The 21,784-nt window shown below is 39.3% G+C and carries 22 protein-coding genes; 12 read left to right on the forward strand and 10 right to left on the reverse strand.

Going from position 1 to position 21,784, the window contains the following annotated elements; genetic code table 11:
- Window positions 1–160 precede the first annotated feature (160 nt).
- Window positions 161–1,273 carry an acyltransferase gene (locus RMA94_RS05645; RefSeq protein WP_311082172.1) on the forward strand — a complete coding sequence of 371 codons (1,113 nt, stop codon included), beginning with the start codon at window positions 161–163 and terminating at the stop codon, window positions 1,271–1,273.
- A 33-nt stretch (window positions 1,274–1,306) separates the two neighbouring features.
- Here RMA94_RS05645 and zigA read toward each other — a convergent pair whose 3' ends face one another.
- The 3 genes from zigA to RMA94_RS05660 all read right to left on the reverse strand — a co-directional run bounded on the left by zigA (window position 1,307) and on the right by RMA94_RS05660 (window position 4,952).
- Window positions 1,307–2,536 (reverse strand): zinc metallochaperone GTPase ZigA, encoded by a 1,230-nt coding sequence (zigA, locus tag RMA94_RS05650; protein ID WP_086354961.1) that lies wholly within the window; start codon window positions 2,534–2,536, stop codon window positions 1,307–1,309.
- A gap of 177 nt (window positions 2,537–2,713) precedes the next feature.
- Window positions 2,714–3,400 carry a D-Ala-D-Ala carboxypeptidase family metallohydrolase gene (locus RMA94_RS05655; protein ID WP_311082173.1) on the reverse strand — a complete coding sequence of 229 codons (687 nt, stop codon included), beginning with the start codon at window positions 3,398–3,400 and terminating at the stop codon, window positions 2,714–2,716.
- Between the two features lie 163 nt (window positions 3,401–3,563).
- Window positions 3,564–4,952: an amino acid permease gene (locus RMA94_RS05660; RefSeq protein ID WP_311082175.1), complete on the reverse strand. Its 1,389-nt coding sequence runs from the start codon at window positions 4,950–4,952 to the stop codon at window positions 3,564–3,566.
- Between the two features lie 356 nt (window positions 4,953–5,308).
- Here RMA94_RS05660 and fahA point away from each other — a divergent pair, with 356 nt between their 5' ends.
- From fahA to RMA94_RS05680, 4 genes are all read left to right on the forward strand, one after another.
- On the forward strand, window positions 5,309–6,616 hold the full coding sequence (gene fahA / locus RMA94_RS05665) for a fumarylacetoacetase (RefSeq protein ID WP_069124323.1): 1,308 nt from the start codon (window positions 5,309–5,311) through the stop codon (window positions 6,614–6,616).
- Window positions 6,603–7,235 (forward strand): maleylacetoacetate isomerase, encoded by a 633-nt coding sequence (gene maiA / locus RMA94_RS05670; protein ID WP_014207986.1) that lies wholly within the window; start codon window positions 6,603–6,605, stop codon window positions 7,233–7,235. The genes fahA and maiA overlap by 14 nt, the downstream gene beginning before the upstream one ends.
- Before the next feature lie 17 nt (window positions 7,236–7,252).
- On the forward strand, window positions 7,253–7,801 hold the full coding sequence (locus RMA94_RS05675; RefSeq protein WP_002119119.1) for a VOC family protein: 549 nt from the start codon (window positions 7,253–7,255) through the stop codon (window positions 7,799–7,801).
- Window positions 7,802–8,095: 294 nt separating this feature from the next.
- The gene (locus RMA94_RS05680) at window positions 8,096–8,875 is read left to right on the forward strand and encodes an IclR family transcriptional regulator (protein ID WP_068564656.1); all 780 of its coding nucleotides are present in this window, start codon (window positions 8,096–8,098) and stop codon (window positions 8,873–8,875) included.
- Between the two features lie 70 nt (window positions 8,876–8,945).
- Here RMA94_RS05680 and hppD read toward each other — a convergent pair whose 3' ends face one another.
- Window positions 8,946–10,001 carry a 4-hydroxyphenylpyruvate dioxygenase gene (gene hppD / locus RMA94_RS05685; protein ID WP_032036250.1) on the reverse strand — a complete coding sequence of 352 codons (1,056 nt, stop codon included), beginning with the start codon at window positions 9,999–10,001 and terminating at the stop codon, window positions 8,946–8,948.
- Between the two features lie 528 nt (window positions 10,002–10,529).
- Between hppD and RMA94_RS05690 the strand changes: the two genes are divergently transcribed.
- Window positions 10,530–11,000: a DUF523 domain-containing protein gene (locus tag RMA94_RS05690; RefSeq protein WP_068929670.1), complete on the forward strand. Its 471-nt coding sequence runs from the start codon at window positions 10,530–10,532 to the stop codon at window positions 10,998–11,000.
- Window positions 11,001–11,020: 20 nt separating this feature from the next.
- Here the strand turns inward: RMA94_RS05690 and RMA94_RS05695 are convergent, their stop codons facing one another.
- The 3 genes from RMA94_RS05695 to pncA form a co-directional block, all read right to left on the reverse strand.
- The gene (locus RMA94_RS05695; protein WP_311082178.1) at window positions 11,021–12,364 is read right to left on the reverse strand and encodes an MATE family efflux transporter; all 1,344 of its coding nucleotides are present in this window, start codon (window positions 12,362–12,364) and stop codon (window positions 11,021–11,023) included.
- 176 nt (window positions 12,365–12,540) lie between these two features.
- Window positions 12,541–13,479, reverse strand: a complete 939-nt coding sequence (locus RMA94_RS05700) for a bile acid:sodium symporter family protein (protein WP_086260910.1) — start codon at window positions 13,477–13,479, stop codon at window positions 12,541–12,543.
- Between the two features lie 53 nt (window positions 13,480–13,532).
- On the reverse strand, window positions 13,533–14,177 hold the full coding sequence (gene pncA / locus RMA94_RS05705) for a bifunctional nicotinamidase/pyrazinamidase (protein WP_311082179.1): 645 nt from the start codon (window positions 14,175–14,177) through the stop codon (window positions 13,533–13,535).
- 328 nt (window positions 14,178–14,505) lie between these two features.
- Between pncA and dapA the strand changes: the two genes are divergently transcribed.
- From dapA to RMA94_RS05730, 5 genes are all read left to right on the forward strand, one after another.
- Window positions 14,506–15,399: a 4-hydroxy-tetrahydrodipicolinate synthase gene (gene dapA / locus RMA94_RS05710; RefSeq protein ID WP_002119253.1), complete on the forward strand. Its 894-nt coding sequence runs from the start codon at window positions 14,506–14,508 to the stop codon at window positions 15,397–15,399.
- Window positions 15,400–15,414: 15 nt separating this feature from the next.
- Window positions 15,415–16,017: a lipoprotein-34 precursor (NlpB) gene (locus RMA94_RS05715; protein ID WP_081404687.1), complete on the forward strand. Its 603-nt coding sequence runs from the start codon at window positions 15,415–15,417 to the stop codon at window positions 16,015–16,017.
- Window positions 16,018–16,053: 36 nt separating this feature from the next.
- Complete coding sequence (purC, locus tag RMA94_RS05720) at window positions 16,054–16,773, forward strand: phosphoribosylaminoimidazolesuccinocarboxamide synthase (protein ID WP_002119240.1); 720 nt, start codon at window positions 16,054–16,056, stop codon at window positions 16,771–16,773.
- Window positions 16,774–16,964: 191 nt separating this feature from the next.
- Entirely contained in the window at window positions 16,965–17,168 is a 204-nt protein-coding gene (locus tag RMA94_RS05725) for a hypothetical protein (protein WP_019767338.1), read from the forward strand.
- Between the two features lie 149 nt (window positions 17,169–17,317).
- The gene (locus RMA94_RS05730; RefSeq protein WP_025464150.1) at window positions 17,318–18,154 is read left to right on the forward strand and encodes a formate/nitrite transporter family protein; all 837 of its coding nucleotides are present in this window, start codon (window positions 17,318–17,320) and stop codon (window positions 18,152–18,154) included.
- Between the two features lie 13 nt (window positions 18,155–18,167).
- On the opposite strand, the gene RMA94_RS05735 is transcribed toward RMA94_RS05730, so the two are convergent.
- The 3 genes from RMA94_RS05735 to RMA94_RS05745 all read right to left on the reverse strand — a co-directional run bounded on the left by RMA94_RS05735 (window position 18,168) and on the right by RMA94_RS05745 (window position 21,279).
- Entirely contained in the window at window positions 18,168–19,433 is a 1,266-nt protein-coding gene (locus tag RMA94_RS05735; RefSeq protein ID WP_017481876.1) for a replication-associated recombination protein A, read from the reverse strand.
- 104 nt (window positions 19,434–19,537) lie between these two features.
- A complete protein-coding gene (locus RMA94_RS05740; protein WP_311082182.1) occupies window positions 19,538–20,707 on the reverse strand; it encodes a PQQ-dependent sugar dehydrogenase in 1,170 nt (389 codons plus the stop codon).
- Window positions 20,708–20,820: 113 nt separating this feature from the next.
- Complete coding sequence (locus RMA94_RS05745; RefSeq protein ID WP_032063516.1) at window positions 20,821–21,279, reverse strand: YcgN family cysteine cluster protein; 459 nt, start codon at window positions 21,277–21,279, stop codon at window positions 20,821–20,823.
- 193 nt (window positions 21,280–21,472) lie between these two features.
- On the opposite strand from RMA94_RS05745, the gene RMA94_RS05750 reads away from it, so the two are divergent.
- On the forward strand, window positions 21,473–21,631 hold the full coding sequence (locus tag RMA94_RS05750; protein WP_002053759.1) for a DUF1328 domain-containing protein: 159 nt from the start codon (window positions 21,473–21,475) through the stop codon (window positions 21,629–21,631).
- The last annotated feature ends 153 nt before the right edge of the window (window positions 21,632–21,784 follow it).

The following is a 21,784-nucleotide window of genomic DNA, read 5'->3' on the forward strand; positions in this document are numbered from 1 at the left end:
ATTTAATAGTTATTTCTGCTAAGTCTATGCTCAATTCAAGGATATAAAAAGTATCGTCTTTTCTAATTTACGAAATGATGCTTAAAACTTTTATTTAAAATAACTGATCGATAGTATTCTTCTGCCACACAGTATATTAATAAAACTGGAAGCACATCGAATGCGTAATTATAAAATAGATATTCTTCGAGGAATCTCTATCCTTTTGGTTCTTTTACACCATTTTAATATTCCCTATAAACTTAAAGATACATGGTTAGGTTTTGATTTCTTAGGTGAAGCATTTAGCACAGTCATCGCAAGAAATGGAAATTATGGCGTTACCATGTTTTTTGTGATTTCGGGTTTTTTAATTACCCATCACACTTTAAAAAGAGATAAACAATTTTCCGCAATTAACCTCAAGCATTTTTATATCCGACGGGCAGCGCGTATTTTACCGTGTCTGATATTACTCATTTTAGGTGTAAGCATACTTGGTTCATTTGACTTAAAACCCTTTATGAACCAAGCACCCAATGGCATTGAGGTTTCCTATCCACTAACAATTTTTGCGGCTTTAACCTTCTGGATGAATATCCTGATTATTAAATTTGGTTGGGTAAACTACGCTTTGGGGGTGTTGTGGTCACTCTCTGTAGAAGAAGTTTTTTACTTTGTTTTCCCATTATTGTGCCTACTCACACGTAGTAATAAGGTCTTTATTGCTTTACTTGTTGGCGTAATTTTATATGGCCCTTATTTTAGATCTCTGCATTTTGGAGAAGAAAGCGGCGCTTATTTATATCATTATTTTTCAAGTTTTGACGGCATAGCAATTGGCTGTTTAACGGCGATTTTTTCTCATAAATACCAGCCAAATTGGCACTATAAAAAACCTTTTTCTTGGTTGCTTATTTTGGGTATGGCCGCTCTATATTTATATGCACCAATTAAAGAAGTGAGTACTTGGGGTATTAGCTTATTTGCTCTTGCCACAGGCTTACTGATTTTGTGTTTTCAACATCCTGCTGGAATGCAAGCGCATAGCCTATTTACCAAAGTGATGGTCTGGTTGGGGCAAAGAAGTTATGAAACTTATTTGTTTCATCTGGTTGTGCTGGGCCTTATGAAAGTTGCTTTTATTCCGGCCCAAACCGACTCTAGCATCAAAATTATGCTTTTAATTAGCTATCTGGTTTTAACTTTTATCATCAGCGCAGCAATTGAAAAATACTATTCCACACCGCTTAACAGCTACATTCGAAAGCTTTTCATTAAAGATAAATCATAAAAATAAGCCCCTTTAAAATAGGGGCTTATTTAATTAAGCAATCAACATGGTTTCATCATCTTGCTTAAAAGGGTTAGACCAGCTCTGCCAAACTTGTGGCCCTAAAGCCATTTCTTCATCGCTTAACAAGCAACGATCTAAGCGCTGTATTAAAGCCTGCTCATCCATTTGCATACCAATTAAAACCAGTTCCTGACGCGCATCACCTGTGCGGGCATCCCAATTTTTCTTAATTTGTTCAATGCTGGCTAGGTCACTCGGCCAATCTTCTTCTGCAACGGCCGCCCACCAATAACCAGCTAAGCCATGTCGAGCCATTGCACCCGCTTGTGACCATGAATAAGCCAATGTTGGTTCGGCAGCCAACCAGAAAAAGCCTTTGGAACGCACGACTCCCGGCCATTCAGCCTGTACCAAATCATAAAAACGCTCGGGATGGAAAGGTCGGCGGGCACGGTAAACAAAGCTACTGATTCCATACTCTTCAGTCTCTGGCGTATGCTCGCCGCGTAACTCTTTTAACCAGCCTGGTGCTTGCGCAGCTTCATCAAAATCGAATAATTGCGTATTTAAAATTTTATCTAAAGCGATCTTTCCAAATTGAGCAATTTCAATTCGGGCACGCGGGTTTAACGTTTTTAAAATGGCGATAAGTTGCTCTTGCTGCGCCAGATCAATCAAATCAATTTTATTCAGCACAATCACATCACAAAACTCAATTTGGTCGATAAGGAGGTCAACCACAGTTCTCTCATCTTGTTCGCCTAATGACTCGCCGCGTTGTTGCAGGGAGTCAACTGAACTGTAATCTTTAAGAAAGTTAAAAGCATCGACTACCGTGACCATGGTGTCGAGTCGAGCGAACTCATTGAGTGAGTTTCCATCTTCATCTTCAAAGGTAAAGGTTTCTGCCACAGGTAAAGGTTCTGAAATGCCAGTTGACTCAATGACTAACTGGTCAAAGCGTCCTTCATCAGCTAAACGTCTTACCTCAACCAATAAATCTTCTCGTAGCGTACAACAGATACAGCCATTACTCATTTCAACCAGCTTTTCATCTGTTCTTGAAAGCTCTGCCCCACCTTCACGTACTAATGCCGCATCAATATTCACCTCAGACATATCATTGACAATTACGGCAATACGGCGGCCTTCACGATTATTTAAAATATGGTTGAGTAATGTGGTCTTTCCTGCACCCAAAAAGCCCGATAAAACAGTGACAGGAAGCTTGGCAAATGAGTTGGCGATTGCAGTGCGCATGGCTTAATCTCTTTGAATAATATTTAAACTGATCATGGCTGGCCATTTAATATGACCAGATCACAGGCGTAATCTATTTCTAAACCACAATAATGTTATGTTATAACATAACTATGGATCAAGTTTTTATTCTAGTTTTATTTAAGCCAATTTACTTAGTCGTTGAAAAAATTGCTTTTATAATCCCTGACAAATTGAGGTTTTGTAGTGATGGTCAGGCCCCCATGCACGGAATCCTTGGCTATCAATATGAATTTGTCCTGAAGCATAAACACCCAGTCCCATATTAAGCGCTTGACCTTTTGTCGCCCAGAACTGACAAAGTTTGGTTTTAGTTTGCTGAATATTGAATTGGTCTAAATCACTCGGCTGTTCTGGGCCAATTCGAAAATCAAGCGCTGCATTAAAGACATGTCGAGAAGCATCAGCACCACCAGCACAGCGGTTTAGAGATAACGCTCGGTAGACCGAAGTCACTTCAAAATCATTAATTACACCATCCTCAACTAACGCTTTTAAAATACTAAGTGTCGGAACGATATTGGACCAAATCTCGCGTGGAGGTACTGCATAAGGCTCAACTCCACATTTCTGCCAATCTCGAGCTGAGCGTAATAACTCATGGTCTGGCACTAAATCGGCAAGTGCCTTTTGCTTAAGAAATTGCTTGTAAGCTTGCACAGACTGTCGATGGTCTGCTGTTGCTAACCACGCAACATACGCCTCGGGTTGAGGCTTTATTCTGACCACTGTTTTTGTAGGTTGAGGTAAAGATGTTTGGGTGTGTTGAGGAATTGTTGGCTTGGGAGTTGGAGTGCTACATGCTGTGAGAGTTAATAAAATTAAACCTAAATAACGCTTCATAAATATGCTCTATCTTCACCAAAAATGGGAAAATTGCTCATCATTAAATTAATGAAATGTTATATTATAACAATAGTAAAATCCTTTAATTTCTGTTGCTAAATTTTAAAAATAAAAAAGGACGCCTGTCAGACGTCCTTTTTAGATACAACTCAATAAATTATTAAATATCTGCTTCTAAGGCAGGTACAGACTGCTCAGCTTTTAATTTTCGGCGTTTAAATTGGTACGCCACCATTAAACATAAGATCCAACCAGGAATCATCATGACTGCAACACGCATATCTGGTGTTAAAGACATCACGGTCAAAATGCCAAGCATAAATAATATGCATAAATAGTTGCTAAACGGATACATAAAGCTTGGGAACTTCGTTGTTTGTCCTTGGCGCTGCATATATTTGCGGAATTTTAAATGCGTCCATGAAATTACAACCCAGTTAATTACAATCGCTGCAACCACCATCATCATGAGCAAACCAAATGCTTTTTCAGGGAAAATATAGTTTAACAGTACACATAAAATAGTGACTGCCGCAGAAAGGATTACTGCATTGGTTGGAATACCGCGTTTATTAATACGTGCAAATACTTTTGATGCATTTCCTTGTTGCGCAAGGCCCAATAGCATACGGCTACTGCAATAACTTGTGCCGTTATAAACTGAAACCGCAGCTGTCAAAATGACAAAGTTCAATAATGTTGCAATGCCTTGGCTATCTAAAGAAGCAAAGACCATCACAAAAGGGCTTCCGCCTTGTGCCATTTGATTCCATGGAAATAGCGAGAATAAAACAAAAAGCGTCGCAATATAGAAAATCAAAATACGGTAAATAATTTGATTCACAGCTTTAGGTAAAGTTTTATAAGGGTCACGTGCTTCAGCTGCAGTAATACCGAAAAGCTCAATACCACCAAAAGCAAAAATAATGACCGCCATTGCCATCACTAAGCCTTCAATACCAAACGGGAAGAAACCTCCGAGTGCCCAGAGGTTCGAAATGCTTGCCTGTGGACCTGCTGTGCCCGTTGCAAGTAAATATGAACCAAAACCAATCATTGCAAGAATTGCTAAGATTTTGACAATAGAAAACCAAAATTCCATTTCGCCAAAAAACTTAACGTGTAGCAAATTAATGCCATTAATTAAGACAAAGAAGGCTAAAGCAGATGCCCATGTCGGTATTTGCGGCCACCAATATTGAATATAAAGACCAATTGCGCTTAGTTCTGCCATACAGACGAGTACATTGAGTACCCAATAGTTCCATCCTGACATGAACCCTGCAAATGGTCCCCAATATTTGTAGGCAAAATGACTAAAAGATCCACTAACTGGCTCTTCTACCACCATTTCACCAAGCTGACGCATCATTAAAAAAGCAATAAATCCTGCAATGGCATAACCGAGGATGACCGATGGACCTGCTAATTTAATCGATTGTGATATACCAAGAAAAAGCCCTGTGCCAATCGCCCCACCCAATGCAATAAGCTGGATGTGCCGATTACTCAAACCATGTTTCAGGTTTCCTTGCTCTTGTGCTGACATATGATTATTCTCATCCGTGTCACGTAATTTTTTTCCAATAAATTACGTATATCATAAATTGATCAAACTTTCATAGAGATTCATGAAAAAATAATTGCGTGACTTTTCTCATGACCGCGAATGAAAACAGAAAATACAAGAAATGACAATTATTATGAAATGTGTAATTAAATTATGTATTGCGTAATTTGATGAATTCAGTATTATAGAGACATGAAGCAATTGGTTGTGCTCGGTCTATATCAAACTCATAAGACAAAAGATGATCTAAGCAAAGGTTAAAACTTATTGAGTAGCTCAGTCCTAGACCGAACTTTTATTTGTATAAGACCCGAGATAAAGACAAGGAAGCGAAAATGGAACAAAAACTAAACTCTTTTATTGAAGTTTCACCTCAATCAGATTTCACTATTCATAATTTGCCTTACGGTGTTTTTAGCAGAGCTAACGAAAGTGAGCGTCAAGTTGGTGTAGCTATTGGTGATTGGGTGATTGATCTCGCTGCTCTTGAAAAGCATGGTCTTTTAAAACTTTCAGAACAAGACACATACTTTAACCAGCCTACTCTGAATAAATTTATCGAGTCTGGCAAAGCCAACTGGTCAAAAGTTCGTAAGACACTACAGTCTCTTCTCTCGGTTGAAAATTTAACGCTTCAAGAAAATGAAGCATTGCGTCAGGAAGTTTTGGTTAAGCAAGACAGCGTTACTTTGCATTTACCACTTCAAGTATCTGGTTATACCGATTTCTATTCTTCTAAAGAACATGCCACCAATGTAGGCTGTATGTTCCGCGACCCTAAAAATGCTTTACTGCCAAACTGGACTGAATTGCCTGTTGGTTATAACGGCCGTGCTAGCTCTGTTGTCGTCAGTGGCACTCAAGTCGTGCGTCCATCTGGTCAAATTAAACTTCCAAATGAAGAGCGCCCAGTTTTCTCAGCTACGCGTAAACTCGATTTCGAACTTGAAACAGCATTTGTTATTGGTAAACCAACAGAGCTTGGCCAGCCGATCTCGATTGAAAATGCTTGGGATCATATTTTTGGAATGGTATTACTCAATGACTGGTCAGCACGCGATATCCAGCAATGGGAATATGTGCCTTTAGGCCCTTTCAATTCAAAATCATTTGCTAGTGCCATCTCACCTTGGGTAGTCACACTTGAAGCACTTGAGCCATTTAAAGTGGAAGGCCCAAAACAAGAGCCTAAACCTTTAACGTATTTACAAGAAAATATCGCGAATAGTTATGACATTAATTTGAGTGTTGAAATTCAAAGCCCGAAATCGGCACAAGCTGACGTGATTTGCCAAACTAATTTCAAATATATGTACTGGTCTATGGCTCAGCAGCTCACTCACCACACCATTGGCGGCTGTAACGTTCAGGTTGGTGATTTAATGGGTTCAGGTACTATTTCAGGTTCTACACCAGATTCCTATGGTAGCTTGCTTGAGCTTACATGGAACACCACCAAGCCTTTAACACTTGCCAATGGTGAAACTCGTGGTTTCTTGCAAGACGGCGATACCCTGATCATGAAAGGTCACTGTGAGAAAAATGGTATTCGCATTGGCTTCGGTGAAGTTCGAAATACAGTCCTTCCTGCATTAAATTTCGATTTTGCAGAAACTTCGGAGCCTGACTATGAAGCTGTATAGTTACTTTCGTAGCTCTGCAGCCTACAGAGTACGGATTGGTCTAAACATTAAAGGTTTAGCTTATGAGACTGTTCCAGTTCATCTGGTAAAAAACGAACAGCAAAGCGAAGACTATTTAAAGTTAAACCGTAGTGCTCTAGTTCCGACTTTAATTGACGGCGATTTAACCTTGTCTCAATCGTTAAGTATTTTGGAATATCTAGATGAGCAATATCCAGAAACCAAACTACTTCCAAGTGATGTGCAAGAGAGAGCAAAAGTTCGCGCTTTTGCTCAAGCAATCGCTTGTGATATTCACCCGTTAAACAACTTACGCGTACTGAAATATTTAAAAAATGACTTAAATGTTTCAGATGAGCAGAAGAATTATTGGTATCAGCACTGGATTATTGAAGGCTTTCAAAATCTCGAACAGCAACTTCAAGATTCAAATGGACAATTTTGCTTTGGACAACAAGCAACAATTGCTGATTGCTGTCTGATTCCACAGGTCTACAACGCGAAACGCTTCAAGATTGATTTATCTGCGTTTCCAAAAATTGAATCGATTTATCACCATTGTTTGTCTATCCCAGCCTTTTATAACGCGGCGCCAGAACAACAACCAGATTGGGAATAGTAAAAAGGAGTTTTAATATGACATTTGCCATTAAAAAAATACATCACGTTGCATATCGTTGTAAGGATGCGAAAGAAACTGTTGAGTGGTATAAAAAAATGCTCAACATGGACTTTATTTTAGCTTTTGCTGAAGACCATGTGCCGTCAACTAAAGCCTTTGACCCATATATGCATTTATTCTTAGATGCAGGACAAGGCAACGTTTTGGCATTTTTTGAATTGCCAACTCAACCAGAAATGGGCCGAGACGAAAATACGCCTCAATGGGTACAACATATTGCTTTTGAAGTTGAAGACTTAAATGCGTTGATGGCTGCCAAGCAACATTTAGAAGAAAATGGTGTGAAAGTTTTAGGCGTAACCAACCACGGTATTTTCCACTCAATTTACTTCTTTGACCCAAATGGCCATCGTTTAGAACTGACTTATAACGATGCTCATGCTGAAGAAAAAATTGCAAAAATTACTGAAGAAATGAAAACTGAAATGCTAGAGGAATGGAGCAAAACCAAACGCGCTCCGCACCATACTCATTTCTTGCATGAAGAAGAGTTAGGAACCTAATTTTTAAAGAGCGTAATAAAAAATCGGCATTGATTAGAATTGTTTTAAGAGCAGTTCTATATCAATGCCGATTTATATTATTTAAAACCGCTAAATTTCTAGAAAATTGCGCTATAAATAAGAGCATAGTGATTTTAAAAAATTGTTGGTTATTAAACATGTCAATTTCGCTAATAGAAAAAGGTGATTTCTATTTTTCACTAGGCTCAGGCATGATGTAAAACGCGCCAATTTCAATTTATGTTTTGATCGTCACTGTTTAACAGCTGAAGTAAATTTATTAAGGGTATTTAAATGATTGAAGAAAAAGTATCTGGGGGGGTTCAATCACTTGAAGTCGGTTTATCTGTACTAAACGCCCTTTTGGAACACAATCAACCTATTATTCTCAAAGATCTGTCTAGCAAGCTAGAAATGCATCCTGCCAAGGTTCACCGCTATCTGGTCAGCCTTATTCGCATGGAATATGCAAAACAGCTTGATGATGGGCAGTATGCTTTAGGTGATCAGGCATGGCGCTTAGGTCTCAACTGTGTCCAGCATAGCGATACCCTACAGCTGGTACAGCATTTAATTTATGACCTACAAAACAAAATTGGTTGCGGTATACAAATTAGTAAATGGTCACCAAAAGGCCCTGTCGTGGTTCAATCGATTGAATCAAACCACCCTATTTCGATTGTCACTAAAGTCGGCTCGATTATGCCTTTAGTCAATTCTGCTGCGGGGCGTCTATTTGCTTCTTATCTACCAGAACATTTCGTTCGTCCCTTAATGGAAGCAGAATGGCAAAAGCATCAAGAACTTGGTCTGCACATCGCACCACAAAACTGGCACGCATTTACAGAGCTTAAAGACACCATTCGCCAGCAACAAATGTCGGCAGCGAAAGGTGATTTACTGACAGGAATTAATGCGGTGGGTTTACCTGTATTTAACTCAAACCAAAGCATTGAGTTTTGTATTGTCGCACTGGATAGTGAAATGTTTTTACCAGTCGACCCTCACAGTAAAACGATTGAAATCTTGAAAAATGAAGTGAACCTCATCAATCAATATATTAAAAGCCGCTAATCAATAGCCATAAAAAAACCAAGAGATCAAACTCTTGGTTTTTTTAGATCAGGAATAAAGCTCAGCTTATTTATTTAGTTTCTAAAACACCACGGCGAATCTGGTCACGTTCAATCGACTCAAATAACGCCTTGAAGTTACCTTCACCAAAGCCATCATCATCTTTACGTTGAATAAATTCAAAGAAAACTGGACCAATCATGTTTTCAGAGAAAATTTGCAATAACAGCTTTTTCTGACCGTCTTTAGTATTACCATCAAGCAAAATACCGCGCTGTTTTAATTCATCAGTCGGCTCACCATGATCAGGTAAACGTTCTGGTAGCATTTCATAATAGGTATTTGGCGGTGGTGTCATAAATTTCAGACCGAGACCTTTTAACTTATCCCAAGTCGAGATTAAGTCATCACAAATAAACGCGATATGCTGAATACCTTCGCCATTAAAGTCAGATAGGAACTCTGCAATTTGGCCGTTTCCTTTGTCTGAATCTTCGTTTAACGGAATACGGATCTTACCGTCTGGTGCTGTTAATGCTTTAGACGTTAAACCTGTATATTCACCTTTAATATCAAAGTAGCGAATTTCTTGGAAGTTAAAGATTTTTTCATAGAAGTTTGCCCAATACTCCATACGGCCTTTGTAGACGTTATGAGTTAAGTGGTCAATCTCATTTAAGCCTGCCCCTACTGGACGTTTCTCGGCATCATCAAAGAAAACAAAGTCATTTTCATAAATATCACGGTCAACTAAAAAGATTGGCATACCACCAATACCTTTGATTGCCGGGATGTTGAGCTCCATTGGCCCAACTTTTGAATACATTGGTTCAGCACCAAGTTCTACTGCTTTTTGGAAAGCTTTTGCTGCATCACGTGTTTTAAAACCCATCGCACAAGCAGATGGACCATGTTCATTAAAGAAGAATGAAGCATAAGATTCTGGCTGATAATTCAGGATAATATTGATATTTCCTTGACGCCATAAGTACGCTTCTTTCGATTTATGCTTGGCTACTTTTGAAAAGCCGATTGTCTCAAAAACTGGATCTAATTCATTTTCTTTTGAAACAAACTCAATAAATGCAAAACCGCATAATTCTAATGGGTTCTCTAAAATATCCATCTAGTTTCCCTCTGGTGATTACCTGTTCCGTTTATCTCTATTGCTGATGAACTCAGCTCCTTTCTCTATAGAATACGTAATCATTGGGTGAGTATTTGAACCGTCAAAATGCCTTAACCCAACGCATCCTATGAGAAAAAAACGAATCATTAAAATGAAGATATGATGAGCGTGGAGCCTTTGATGATGAATTTCCGTTCCATGTGGTGTTTATTTTCCATACACACTGTCCTTTGTTATCTAAAAGTACGATTGAGATTTTTCAATAAACCTTTAAAAATCGTCTTTTCCTAAAAATCATTTATAGATTTATGGAGACCAACATCCTTGTTGGATCTCCAATGGCCATTTACCTTGAATTAGATGCTACTAAAAACAATTAAATTATGCAATACATAACTTAATTATGAATTGCATAATTTTAGTAATCTTTTAGTTTGCCTGTTTTTAAAATCAATTGTCATATTCGATATTCTGTTTATGATTCTTTATCTTCAAAAATCTCTCTTGCTTTGAGTTTGGAAAACTATGCTTTTAGTCAGCGCATGTTTAATTGGTGAACCTGTTCGATATGATGGTAAATCCTGTCCAAATACCCGACTTAAGCAGCTATTAATCAATAAAAAAGCCCAAGCATTATGCCCAGAGCTATTAGGTGGTTTTACCACTCCCCGTTTACCCGCAGAAATTGTGGGCGGAACAGGTCAAGATGTGCTTGATGGCAAAGCAAGAATTACTGATTCATCTGGTTTAGATGTGACAGAGTTATATTTAAAAGGTGCTTACCGCACCCTAGAAGTTGCACAGCAAATAAAAGCGACTTGTGTGGTTTTAAAAGAGAATAGCCCATCTTGTGGTAGCCAAAAAATTTATAACGGTACTTTTCAAGGTGAGAAAATTACGGGAGTTGGAATCACCACAGCGCTTTTGCAGCGCCACGGCTTTGAAGTAATTTCTGAAAATGAGATTGAAGATTGGTTAGTAGAACATCCTCTTTAAGAGTGTGTTGATCTACCTAATCAAAAACCTCTTAATTGTTTTCTAAAATGGAAACAGAAGGCACTCAATATACAAGCCACTAAATAGCTTATGGCAGCCATCCACCAGAAACCATAAATTCCCATTGCAGAAATCGAGATATCTTGCCAATGCAGTCCTTTATAAGCCATCCACCAACCGCCGCCTAATCCGAAACATAACACCACGACCAAGAAAATCAGCATTGGTAAAATCGACACATCCCAACAACGCAGCAAAGAGGTCAATAACGTCATTAAGCCATCTAGAAAGTGAGACATACAGACAATCAACAGCAGTGATGCAGCCAAAATCTGAACAGCCAAATCATCTGAATAAAAGGTGACAATTAAGTCCCTCTCCAGCCATAAACACAGGGATAGACTGCCGCTTACTGCCATAATCACCCATATACTTTGTCTGGCAATTTTATCTGCTTCTTCCATGTTTCCGCTGCCCACAGATCGTGACACTAAAATGCTATAAGCCGAGGCAATTGACGAAGGAAAAATAAACATGAAGCCGCCAGTACTTGCGACAATTTGATGTGCCGCTGACACCACACTCCCAAAAGGCAAAATCAGAATAGCAACCGAACAAAATGCAACGACGTCCATCAACGCCATAATTGCTGTCGGGATACCTATTTTTAAAATCATACGCAGACTTTGGCGGCTATCTTCAACCGAACGTTCTGGATGTTCAGTAAAGATGTATCCTTTCTCTAGGAAAAACAGGTAGTAAACAGCCAACATAAACCACCGTACAATGAGAGTAGCTAACAAAGCCCCTATGGCACCGAGTGGCGGAATTGAAAATAAAGCGACACCATAAATCAAAAGATAGGACAACATAATTTTAAGAATGAAGAAAATACTATCTGATACTAAAACCTTATGCGCATTTTCAGTGACCTGAGACAAAGCTGTAAATAAGCGCATCAGTAAATGGGCAGGTAAAATAAATACCAAAGCCCAAATACAGTTTTTAGTAATTGAAACAACATGTTCAGATGCTCCAAACAATTTTGGTAAATCACGGAACAAGTAAAGCAAGCCAATACTCAGCAATGCCGAACATAACATCAGCCAGATGCCTTGAATAAAAATTTGACGAATGCGTGGTATGTCATGGGAACCATAAGCTTCTGAAAGCTTGAGCATCACACCTTGCAGAATCCCCATACCAATGACATAAACCACTGTATATAAAGATAAGGTCACCGATAATGCTGCTACATGATCGTTACTAAAATGCCCTACATAAGCAATATCAATCAATCCACTTAAAACTAGAATTAAATTGCTTGAGAGCATGGGAATAAATAATTTAAAAATCTGATTCATCAAGGAAATGCCTTATTTTTCTTTACGATTTATACTCATATTCACGTTATTTTTAGTGCATCAATTCAAAGCAAAAGACATACCAGTTCTAGCTTTAGCTCCCCTAAAATATGCTTTAAATAAAAAGGCCAAACTATTCGTTTGGCCTTCTTTCCTAATGAATGTTGTTTATACAGTTATTCTTGTTTGTGTTTACTTGCCCAATAAGTCGCAAGCGCAGGTCCAGAAATATTATGCCAAAGACTGAAAATTGCGCTTGGTACAGCTGTAATCGGAGAAGCAGCAAAATGGACTGCTGCAAGTGCAACACCTAAGCCTGAGTTTTGCATCCCCACCTCAATAGCAATCGCCTTACTGTCCGCATAAGGTAATTTAAAGAAACGCGCTGCGGTAAAACCTAATAAATATCCAAGCCCATTATGTAAAATCACCACAGCCAAAATAAGCAAACCCGACTGTAAAATTGCTGCTTTGCTTCCACCAATAATCGCGGCCACAATCGCTACAATTGCAATGACCGAAACTAAAGGCATGACTTGAATATAAGATTCGACCTGACGTTTAAGCCATGTTCTTAAAATCAGGCCAATAACAATAGGAAGTAACACCACCTGCAAAATCGAAATAAACATCGAGGCTGCATCAATCTTTAGCCATTGGCTGGCAAGCAGATAGAAAATCGCAGGGGTTAATATCGGTGCCAAAAGTGTTGATACCGATGTACAGGCCACCGATAAAGCCACATTGCCTTTAGCCATATAGGTAATTACGTTTGACGCCGTTCCCCCTGGGCAACAACCCACCAAAATGACCCCAACCGCAATTTCAGGCGGTAAGTTAAATAATTTACATAGAGCATATGCTAAGCCAGGCATCACCACAAACTGCGCTACCACCCCAATCAATACCGCTTTAGGGCTTTGTAATACCCCTTTAAAGTCATCGACGGTCATGGTCATTCCCATACCAAGCATAATAATGCCCAAAATCCATGGAATGTACGCTTTGAGCCAGACAAAAAATTCAGGCTGCCATAGCGCTAGCGCTGCAAAAATAATCACCCATAGGGCAAAAGTTTTTTGAATAAATTGGGTAAAGCGTAGGAATGCAGCCATACTTTCTATCCCTAAAAATTAAAATATCAAAGTTAAAAACCAGAGCAATATAATTAGCGCTCACCCAACAGATCAATCGACTGAATACGGACAACACCTTGTTGTTGCATGGTTTGCCACGTTTGTTCTAACGAACAATTCAGATCAATCCCTTTACAAGCATCTTCAACCACTAAAGTTTTAAAACCTTGTTTAACTGCATCTAAAGCAGTCCATGCTACACAAAAGTCCGTAGCAATTCCGACCACATAAACCGTATCAATACCGCGCTCTTTTAGATAACCCGTTAAACCCGTCGTTGTAGAGTGATCAGCTTCTATAAAAGCCGAGTAGCTATCAATATGCGCGTGAAAGCCTTTTCGAATAATCAGTTGAGCTGTCGGAATATTTAAATCAGGATGAAACTCGGCATCTTGAGTACCTTGTACACAATGCTTAGGCCAAAGCACCTGTGGTCCATAGTCGAGTTCAATTGTTTCAAATGGCTGCTTGCCAAAATGATTGGCTGCAAAAGAGATATGATTATCCGGGTGCCAGTCCTGAGTCAGGACGACATTTTCAAAACAACCAGCAAGTTGGTTAATCGTTGGAATAATTATATCGGCATCGGCGACTGCTAAATTTCCACCCGGTGTAAAACCATTTTGTACATCAACTACGATTAAAACCGCATTTTGTGGTTGTTTATTCATTTTCATGTCATCTTCAATCCCAACTGGGAAATTGCATTCTATCTTGCCACAAAAAAAGCCCATATTAAGTAAGGCTCAGTCGAATCAAGCCGTATTGTTATGTTTACTGGGTATTCTTAGCGCGCAATAATGAAAACATCCTATCTTTTCCTCAAGTTTACATCGCGATTATCCGTTAGGCGTATTGTTCTTATGCGTCTGATCAGTCATAATTTGCATAATTGTCATTCAACAATCTGTTATTGTTAGAACTGGACAATCAAAATACTGCAACCATCCCACATTTTGTTTTTCTTACCTCAGATTCGGATGGATAAATAGGATATTTTTAAAAATGACTCAGCAAGCACAGACCATTCAAGGCTCAATCGTCGCAATCGTCACACCAATGTTGAAAGACGGCGGTGTAGATTGGAAGGGTCTTGAGAAGCTGGTTGAGTGGCACATAGAACAAGGTACAAACAGTATTGTAGCCGTCGGTACAACCGGCGAAGCCTCAACATTGAGCATGGAAGAGCACACACAGGTTATTAAAGAAATTATTCGTGTAGCCAATAAACGTATTCCAATTATTGCCGGTACTGGTGCAAACTCAACCCGTGAAGCAATCGAATTAACTAAAGCTGCTAAAGAGCTTGGCGCAGATGCTGCTTTACTTGTAACACCATATTATAACAAGCCAACCCAAGAAGGCCTCTACCAACACTATAAAGCGATTGCTGAAGCTGTTGAATTACCACTTATTCTCTATAACGTACCTGGTCGTACTGGCGTAGACCTTTCAAACGACACAGCTGTACGCTTAGCAGAGATCTCGAATATTGTTGGTATTAAAGATGCAACAGGTGATGTACCTCGTGGTAAAGCTTTAATTGAGGCGTTAAATGGCAAGATGGCTGTGTACTCAGGTGATGATGAAACAGCATGGGAACTAATGCTTCTTGGCGCTGATGGTAATATCTCGGTTACTGCAAATATTGCACCTAAAGCAATGAGTGAAGTATGTGCTGTTGCGATTGCCAAAGATGAACAACAAGCGAAGACGCTTAACAATAAGATTGCAAATTTACACAATATTCTATTTTGCGAATCAAACCCAATTCCTGTGAAATGGGCACTACATGAGATGGGACTGATTGATACTGGTATTCGCTTACCACTCACTCCTCTCGCTGAGCAATATCGCGAACCTCTCCGCAATGCCCTAAAAGATGCGGGAATTATTTAATAAGAGCAATTTATGATGCAATTACGTCTTGGTTTAGTCCTTGCAGTTTCAGCCTTAAGTTTAGCTGGTTGTGGTCGCTTCGCAATTAATAATCACTCTTTAGATTATAAAAATGCCAAGCAACTTGCCCCGCTTGAGTATCCTGCCGATGCAACTGTACGACCAGCGACACCTTTGTATCCTGCACCAACTGTAGAACAGCGCGCTATCGATAACGCACCGAAGTTTGAAAACAAGCGTGGCAACCGTTATGCCTTGCCACGCCCTGAACAAACGCAAGGTAATGCGACACTAGATGCCTCTACTGAAACGACAACTGCGCTTGGACGTCCTCAGCTTGTGACTGACGGTAATAAAAATCCGTTGTTAAAAGTTGATGGAAATACAGCTGAGATCTGGCAATACACCAAAGCTACGTTAAGTACTTTAAATTTCAACATCATCGCTCAAGGCAGCAATCAGGCGACGATTAAAGTAAATGACAATACTTATGTGCTTAAACTTACTGGTGTAGGTTCTAGTCATACTCTTGCTCTATTTAATGTAGATAACACTTTTGCAAGCCCAGATGTGGCTGCTGAAGTGCTAAACCAGATTTACCAAAATTGGCCAGCCTAGTCGTTTACTAGGCATTTTTTTTAAAAAGGTTCCCTCATGTTAAAACAAACCTTGCTCTATACTGGTAAAGCAAAATCTGTATATGAAACAGACAATGCCGACCATCTGATTTTAGTCTTTCGTGATGATGCCTCTGCGTTCAACGGCGAAAAAATCGAACAACTAGATCGTAAAGGCAAGGTGAACAACCGTTTTAACGCCTTCATCATGGAAAAACTTGCTGCTGCGGGTATTGAAACGCATTTTGAAAAATTGCTTTCTCCAACTGAAGTGCTTGTTAAAAAACTTCAAATGATTCCAGTTGAATGTGTAATTCGTAACTACGCAGCTGGTTCTCTATGCCGTCGCTTAGGTGTAGAAGAAGGTAAAGAGTTAACTCCTCCTACATTTGAATTGTTCTATAAAGATGACGGTCTAGGCGACCCAATGGTTAACGAATCTCAAGCGATTGCTTTAGGTTGGGCGACTGCTGAACAGTTAGAACAAATGAAAGTTTTAACTTATAAAGTAAACGATGTATTAAAAGCATTATTTGCTGAAGGCAACATGATTTTGGTGGACTTCAAGCTTGAATTCGGTGTGTTCCATGACCGTATCGTGCTTGGTGATGAGTTCTCTCCAGACGGCTGCCGTTTATGGGATAAAGACTCTAAGAAGAAACTCGACAAAGACCGTTTCCGTCAAGGTTTAGGCGGTGTTGTTGAAGCTTATGAAGAAGTTGCTGCTCGTTTAGGCGTAGATTTATCTGACATCTAATCAGTAAAACTTCATAAAAAAACCGGGCTAAAGCCCGGTTTTTTATATTCAGCGTCATGCGCCCCGAACAATGTAGACAGATTTGTCTATTTCAATAAATTAACACTTGCATAAGCTTAATTTAAAACACTAAAATCTAAAAAAACACAAAGCACTTCACAATAATTAAATTTAAAAACTAGGATGAACCTATGGAATTATCTAAGCTTGAAAAGAGATTAATGAATCATCCAATCCATTTTGGTGAAAATCCTCTGGTCCTATTAAATAACTTTAGCACTACTGCCTTAAAACAAGGCTGGAGTCAGGTAGAGGTTGAATCTGTTATTGCTAAAGCCTCTCAAGGCGACTATATGGCGCTCATCCGTACTTTAAGAGCTTATACTTTTCTTTGATTTTGTGATTGATGATCTGACCACTGTGCATTCAATTTATAAAAAGACACATAAAGCTGTTATGAATAGACTAGATTTATCCTGAACACTGCCTTAACAATAAATAAAACAATAAATATAAGATATTTATTCAGTGAGGAGTAAACCTGATGGACCATGAAATAGAGGAAAAGAAAGTCGAGAAAACTTTAAGCTGGCGTGAAAAAATGGCAGTCGAAGAACATGAGAAACTGTCACCCCGTCTGGTTTATGAAATTATCCGCCGTGATGGTGCCGAAGAGCTTGATCGTCCAACAACTGCACTCATCTTTTCAGGGATTGCCGCGGGTTTAGTCATCAGTTTTTCATTTGTATTTAAAGCGATTATTGCTGCTTATCTCCCAACTGATGCAGTCTGGACCGATTTAATCACTAATGTTGGTTATACCATTGGGTTCTTGATCGCTATTTTGAGCCACATGCAACTCTTTACCGAAAATACCATCACCACAGTTGTGCCATTATTTAATCCCTTTACTTTCGATAAATTACGAGCAGTGGGACGCTTATGGGGCATTGTGATTCTATGCAACATTATTGGAACAGCTTTGGCGAGTTTATTTTTCCTAACTACTCACCTGTTTACTCCAGATATTGACAAAGCATTGGATGAACTCGCACATCATGTGGGCTCCTTTTCTGCAACCCAGAATCTGCTTAAAGGCATTATGTCAGGGCTATTAATTGCAGCATTGGTCTGGATGTTGCCCTCGGTCAGTAATAAATTCCTGCTCATCTTTTTTATGACGTATTTGATAGGACTGGGTGACTTTACTCATGTAGTGGTTGGTTCTACAGAAATGTCCTACCTGGTCTGGCAAGGAGAAGCTTCTATTGGCAAGTATCTGTTTACTTTCCTCATCCCAACCACTATCGGCAATATTATTGGCGGTACAGGTGTGTTCACGCTACTGATTTATGGTCAGGTCACTGAAGAGCTGGAATAGCATAAAGCAGGAACTATTGTTCCTGCTGCCATCTGCGTTGCTGTAAGCGCTCACCTTCAACCTCACGCTTATTTCTTGCAGACTCATAGAGTTTGGTTCCCTTCAACTCAGGCGGCAAATAGTCTTGCAGCACAAAGTGCTCTGGGTAGTCATGAGGATAGAGATAATTAATTCCATAGCCTTGCTGTTTCATAAGCTTGGTCGGCGCATTTCTCAAATGCAAAGGCACAGGTAAATTTGCCGTTTTTTCAGCAAGTTCCAAAGCCTTATTAATCGCTAAATAAGTACTATTACTTTTTGCACTCGTTGCTAGGTAAACCGCTGTTTGGCCTAGAATAATTCGAGCCTCAGGCATGCCCACCGCTTGTACGGAGCGGAAACACTCACCTGCAAGCAATAGCGCATTAGGGTTAGAATTTCCAATGTCTTCTGAGGCGGCAATCAGCATACGTCTTGCAATAAAAACCGGATCTTCTCCACCTTTAAGCATACGAGCCATCCAATATAGAGTTGCATCTGGATCACTACCACGAATTGATTTAATAAAGGCAGAAACAAGGTCGTAATGCTGCTCGCCAGATTTGTCATAACGCGCAATATTTTGCTGAGCGACTTTTACCACAACCGCATTGGTAATCGTGTTTTCAATTTCTGGTTCAAAAGTACTTGCGATCAAGTCCAGTAAATTAAGCGCTTTTCGAGCATCACCTGCTGCAAACTGAATGAGTGCATCATATTCTTCAATATGGATATAACGTTCTTTTAAGAATTTATCGCTTTGAAGTGCATTATTGAGTAATGTTTGAATTGCCTCACTGTCTAAACTATTTAAGGTATAGACCTGACAGCGTGATAAAAGTGCGCTATTCACTTCAAAAGACGGGTTTTCAGTGGTCGCGCCAATTAAAGTAATTTTGCCTTTTTCAACTGCACCCAATAAAGCATCTTGCTGCGATTTATTAAAACGATGAATTTCATCAATAAAAACCACAGGTGTCAGTAAATCACCACTTTCTGCAATCACTTCACGTAATTCTTTTACGCCCGTATTCAGCGCGGACAAGCTCACAAATGGACGGTCTATTGCCTGAGCCAAAAGCAAAGCAATTGTTGTTTTACCAACGCCTGGTGGTCCCCAAAAAATAATAGAAGGCAAATGACCCTGATCAATCATTTGACGCAATGGTGCATGTTCACCTAATAAATGATCTTGCCCAATAATTTCAGACAAGTCTCTTGGGCGCAGGCGTTCGGGAAGTGGAATATGGGTGTCTGACATCTCAAATGGCTTTATCGTCTTTTCGCTATAGTCTATTGTGTCTCACAGAAATCTACAATTTGAATCTATGAGACACGTTCTTTATTTACAGGCTCTTCTTAGCATTAAGAGGATTTCTTACTCAGCTTGAGTAAACGCGCATTTGAGCCATCTTCAATCACCCAAATCGAACCATCTTGTACTTCATGTAACCCACGAATACGTTGCTTCATCTCTAGTCTTTGCACTTCTTTCACGGGTTTATGCTCTAAATCCACCACAATAATCGCTTCGGAAGATAACCCGCCAATTAAGGCTTTATTTTGCCATGCAGGAAATTGTTGTCCGCGATAAATGATCATACTCGATGGCGAGATAACAGGAGTCCAATCAATTTCGGGCGCTTTAAACTCTGGCCGAGTGTGATGGTCTGGAATAGGTTGGCCCGAATAATGGTCTCCATTTGAAACAATTGGATAACCATAATTTTCACCTTTAGTAATAATATTAAGCTCATCACCACCTTTAGGCCCCATCTCAACCACCCATAACTGTCCTTGGCGATCAAAAGCCATACCTAACGGGTTACGGTGTCCAAGTGACCATATCTCAGCAGTTACCCCGCCTTGCTTATAAAAAGGGTTACCTTCAGCCGCGGTGCCATCCTCATTTAAACGCAAGATTTTACCCAAGTTACTTTTCATGTTTTGGGCAGGATCAAACTTTTGTCGCTCACCTGAACTGACCCACAGCTTACCATCTGTACCAAAAAGCATACGATGTCCATAATGGCCCTGTCCTGAGACTTTAGGTACTTGCTGCCAAATCTGCTTTATATCGTTAAGTTTTGGCTGATTAGGATTAGATAAATCTAATTTCGCACGTGAAATCACTGCGCCAGATCCGCCTTGTCCTTTTGTAGCATAGCTAAGATAAACCCAATGATTCTTGGCAAAGTCAGGGTGTAAAATGACATCTCCTAAACCACCTTGTCCCCCATAGTTCACGGCAGGAACATTCTGGACATCTAATATTTGTTTATTTTTAGGGTTAAAAATTTTTAATTTACCCTGCCGTTCAGTCACTAATAAACGTTGATCAGGCAGACTGGTCACAGCCCAAGGCTCATTAAAATGTGCGACTGCTTCGACCTGATAAGTTTGTTTGACAGCAACAGACTGATTTGTTTTCGCAGTCGTATTTTGTTCAGGATTTTTTGAATTGGTATTATTAGACCCACAGGCCATTAACAAAAAAAAGCTACTACATAATAAGGGGGCTGCTAATCGTCTCATCGTTTTTATCTCCTTTTGCTTTTATTGTTATATAACGGAGATGAGCAAAAAAATGACGATAAAAATGTTACTTTATTATACGCTGTAATCAAACAACGCCTTTTAAGATCTATTTAACGTACCCAACGTACTACATAATCTTCAAGATCATCTTCATGTACATCAACTTCGGAAATACAACGTCCTGCAACTGACTTTTTCGCCTTAACCACGCTTTGTCTAGAACCCGTATTTAAATAATGCCAAGAAGGTAGATTTTTTCCTTCATTCAAGCGCTTATAAGCACAGCTTGAGGGTAGCCAATGAATTGTTTTTAGAGACTCTACCGTTAATTGTAAACAATCAGGTACTTGCTGCTGACGATTTGGATAGTCCGTACAACGCCCTGTACCACAATCGAGTAACTTACAAGCCACTTTAGTATAAGCCACCTCATGTGTATCTTCATCTTCTAGTTTGACCAGACAGCATAAACCACACCCATCACATAAAGCTTCCCACTCAAGTTGAGTCAGTTGCTCTAATGGATAATTTTTCCAGAAGAGTGGTCGGAGGGAGGTCTCGGTAGACATAATCTTTTAACAGCTGATGAGATAAAACGATGTATTAGTATAGCATTGAAGTGGTCTGTACTAAAAAAGAAGCTGTATTTATGGCATCACAAAATGATTGTTTAATATACATTTCAACCACATAAACGACACATTCGGGCTAAAAAACACACTATATAGTTAAATGACAATGAAAAATAAGGAGGACAGCATTATGTTCCGTTGGGCGATAATTTTTGCAGTGATTGCACTCATTGCCAGTCTATTAGGGTTTGGTGGTGTTGCAGGACTATCTAAAGACTTTGCCGTGATTTTATTAGTTGTGGCTGTAATTCTAGCTGTAATTGGGTTCATTTCCCGAGGCCGGACTTAAATTTAATCATCACCATATAAAAAGAAGGAACTGGTTTCCTTCTTTTTTATTGCGTAGAAATATCTATCTTTTTATTTTGATGTAGTTTTTTACATAGTTCTTTATTTTACTTCTTATTTTTTATGCTTTAATCAAGCGTGTTTAAACCAAGTT

Origin of the sequence: Acinetobacter sp. V115_6, assembly GCF_031799025.1 — a bacterium.
In the GTDB taxonomy this organism is placed as follows: Bacteria; Pseudomonadota; Gammaproteobacteria; order Pseudomonadales; family Moraxellaceae; genus Acinetobacter; species Acinetobacter pittii.

Bases quoted from the DNA above. Each gene is read 5' to 3' on its own strand.
- hppD (WP_032036250.1), bottom strand. From the start codon at position 10,001: ATGGATATTTTAGAGAACCCATTAGAATTATGCGGTTTTGCATTTATT.
- purC (WP_002119240.1), top strand. From the start codon at position 16,054: ATGTTAAAACAAACCTTGCTCTATACTGGTAAAGCAAAATCTGTATAT.
- RMA94_RS05660 (WP_311082175.1), bottom strand. From the start codon at position 4,952: ATGTCAGCACAAGAGCAAGGAAACCTGAAACATGGTTTGAGTAATCGG.
- RMA94_RS05690 (WP_068929670.1), top strand. From the start codon at position 10,530: ATGCTTTTAGTCAGCGCATGTTTAATTGGTGAACCTGTTCGATATGAT.
- RMA94_RS05740 (WP_311082182.1), bottom strand. From the start codon at position 20,707: ATGAGACGATTAGCAGCCCCCTTATTATGTAGTAGCTTTTTTTTGTTA.
- RMA94_RS05655 (WP_311082173.1), bottom strand. From the start codon at position 3,400: ATGAAGCGTTATTTAGGTTTAATTTTATTAACTCTCACAGCATGTAGC.
- RMA94_RS05750 (WP_002053759.1), top strand. From the start codon at position 21,473: ATGTTCCGTTGGGCGATAATTTTTGCAGTGATTGCACTCATTGCCAGT.
- RMA94_RS05730 (WP_025464150.1), top strand. From the start codon at position 17,318: ATGGACCATGAAATAGAGGAAAAGAAAGTCGAGAAAACTTTAAGCTGG.
- RMA94_RS05725 (WP_019767338.1), top strand. From the start codon at position 16,965: ATGGAATTATCTAAGCTTGAAAAGAGATTAATGAATCATCCAATCCAT.
- RMA94_RS05735 (WP_017481876.1), bottom strand. From the start codon at position 19,433: ATGTCAGACACCCATATTCCACTTCCCGAACGCCTGCGCCCAAGAGAC.
- dapA (WP_002119253.1), top strand. From the start codon at position 14,506: ATGACTCAGCAAGCACAGACCATTCAAGGCTCAATCGTCGCAATCGTC.
- fahA (WP_069124323.1), top strand. From the start codon at position 5,309: ATGGAACAAAAACTAAACTCTTTTATTGAAGTTTCACCTCAATCAGAT.
- RMA94_RS05695 (WP_311082178.1), bottom strand. From the start codon at position 12,364: ATGAATCAGATTTTTAAATTATTTATTCCCATGCTCTCAAGCAATTTA.
- RMA94_RS05645 (WP_311082172.1), top strand. From the start codon at position 161: ATGCGTAATTATAAAATAGATATTCTTCGAGGAATCTCTATCCTTTTG.
- pncA (WP_311082179.1), bottom strand. From the start codon at position 14,177: ATGAAAATGAATAAACAACCACAAAATGCGGTTTTAATCGTAGTTGAT.
- RMA94_RS05675 (WP_002119119.1), top strand. From the start codon at position 7,253: ATGACATTTGCCATTAAAAAAATACATCACGTTGCATATCGTTGTAAG.
- RMA94_RS05680 (WP_068564656.1), top strand. From the start codon at position 8,096: ATGATTGAAGAAAAAGTATCTGGGGGGGTTCAATCACTTGAAGTCGGT.
- RMA94_RS05745 (WP_032063516.1), bottom strand. From the start codon at position 21,279: ATGTCTACCGAGACCTCCCTCCGACCACTCTTCTGGAAAAATTATCCA.
- RMA94_RS05715 (WP_081404687.1), top strand. From the start codon at position 15,415: ATGCAATTACGTCTTGGTTTAGTCCTTGCAGTTTCAGCCTTAAGTTTA.
- RMA94_RS05700 (WP_086260910.1), bottom strand. From the start codon at position 13,479: ATGGCTGCATTCCTACGCTTTACCCAATTTATTCAAAAAACTTTTGCC.
- maiA (WP_014207986.1), top strand. From the start codon at position 6,603: ATGAAGCTGTATAGTTACTTTCGTAGCTCTGCAGCCTACAGAGTACGG.
- zigA (WP_086354961.1), bottom strand. From the start codon at position 2,536: ATGCGCACTGCAATCGCCAACTCATTTGCCAAGCTTCCTGTCACTGTT.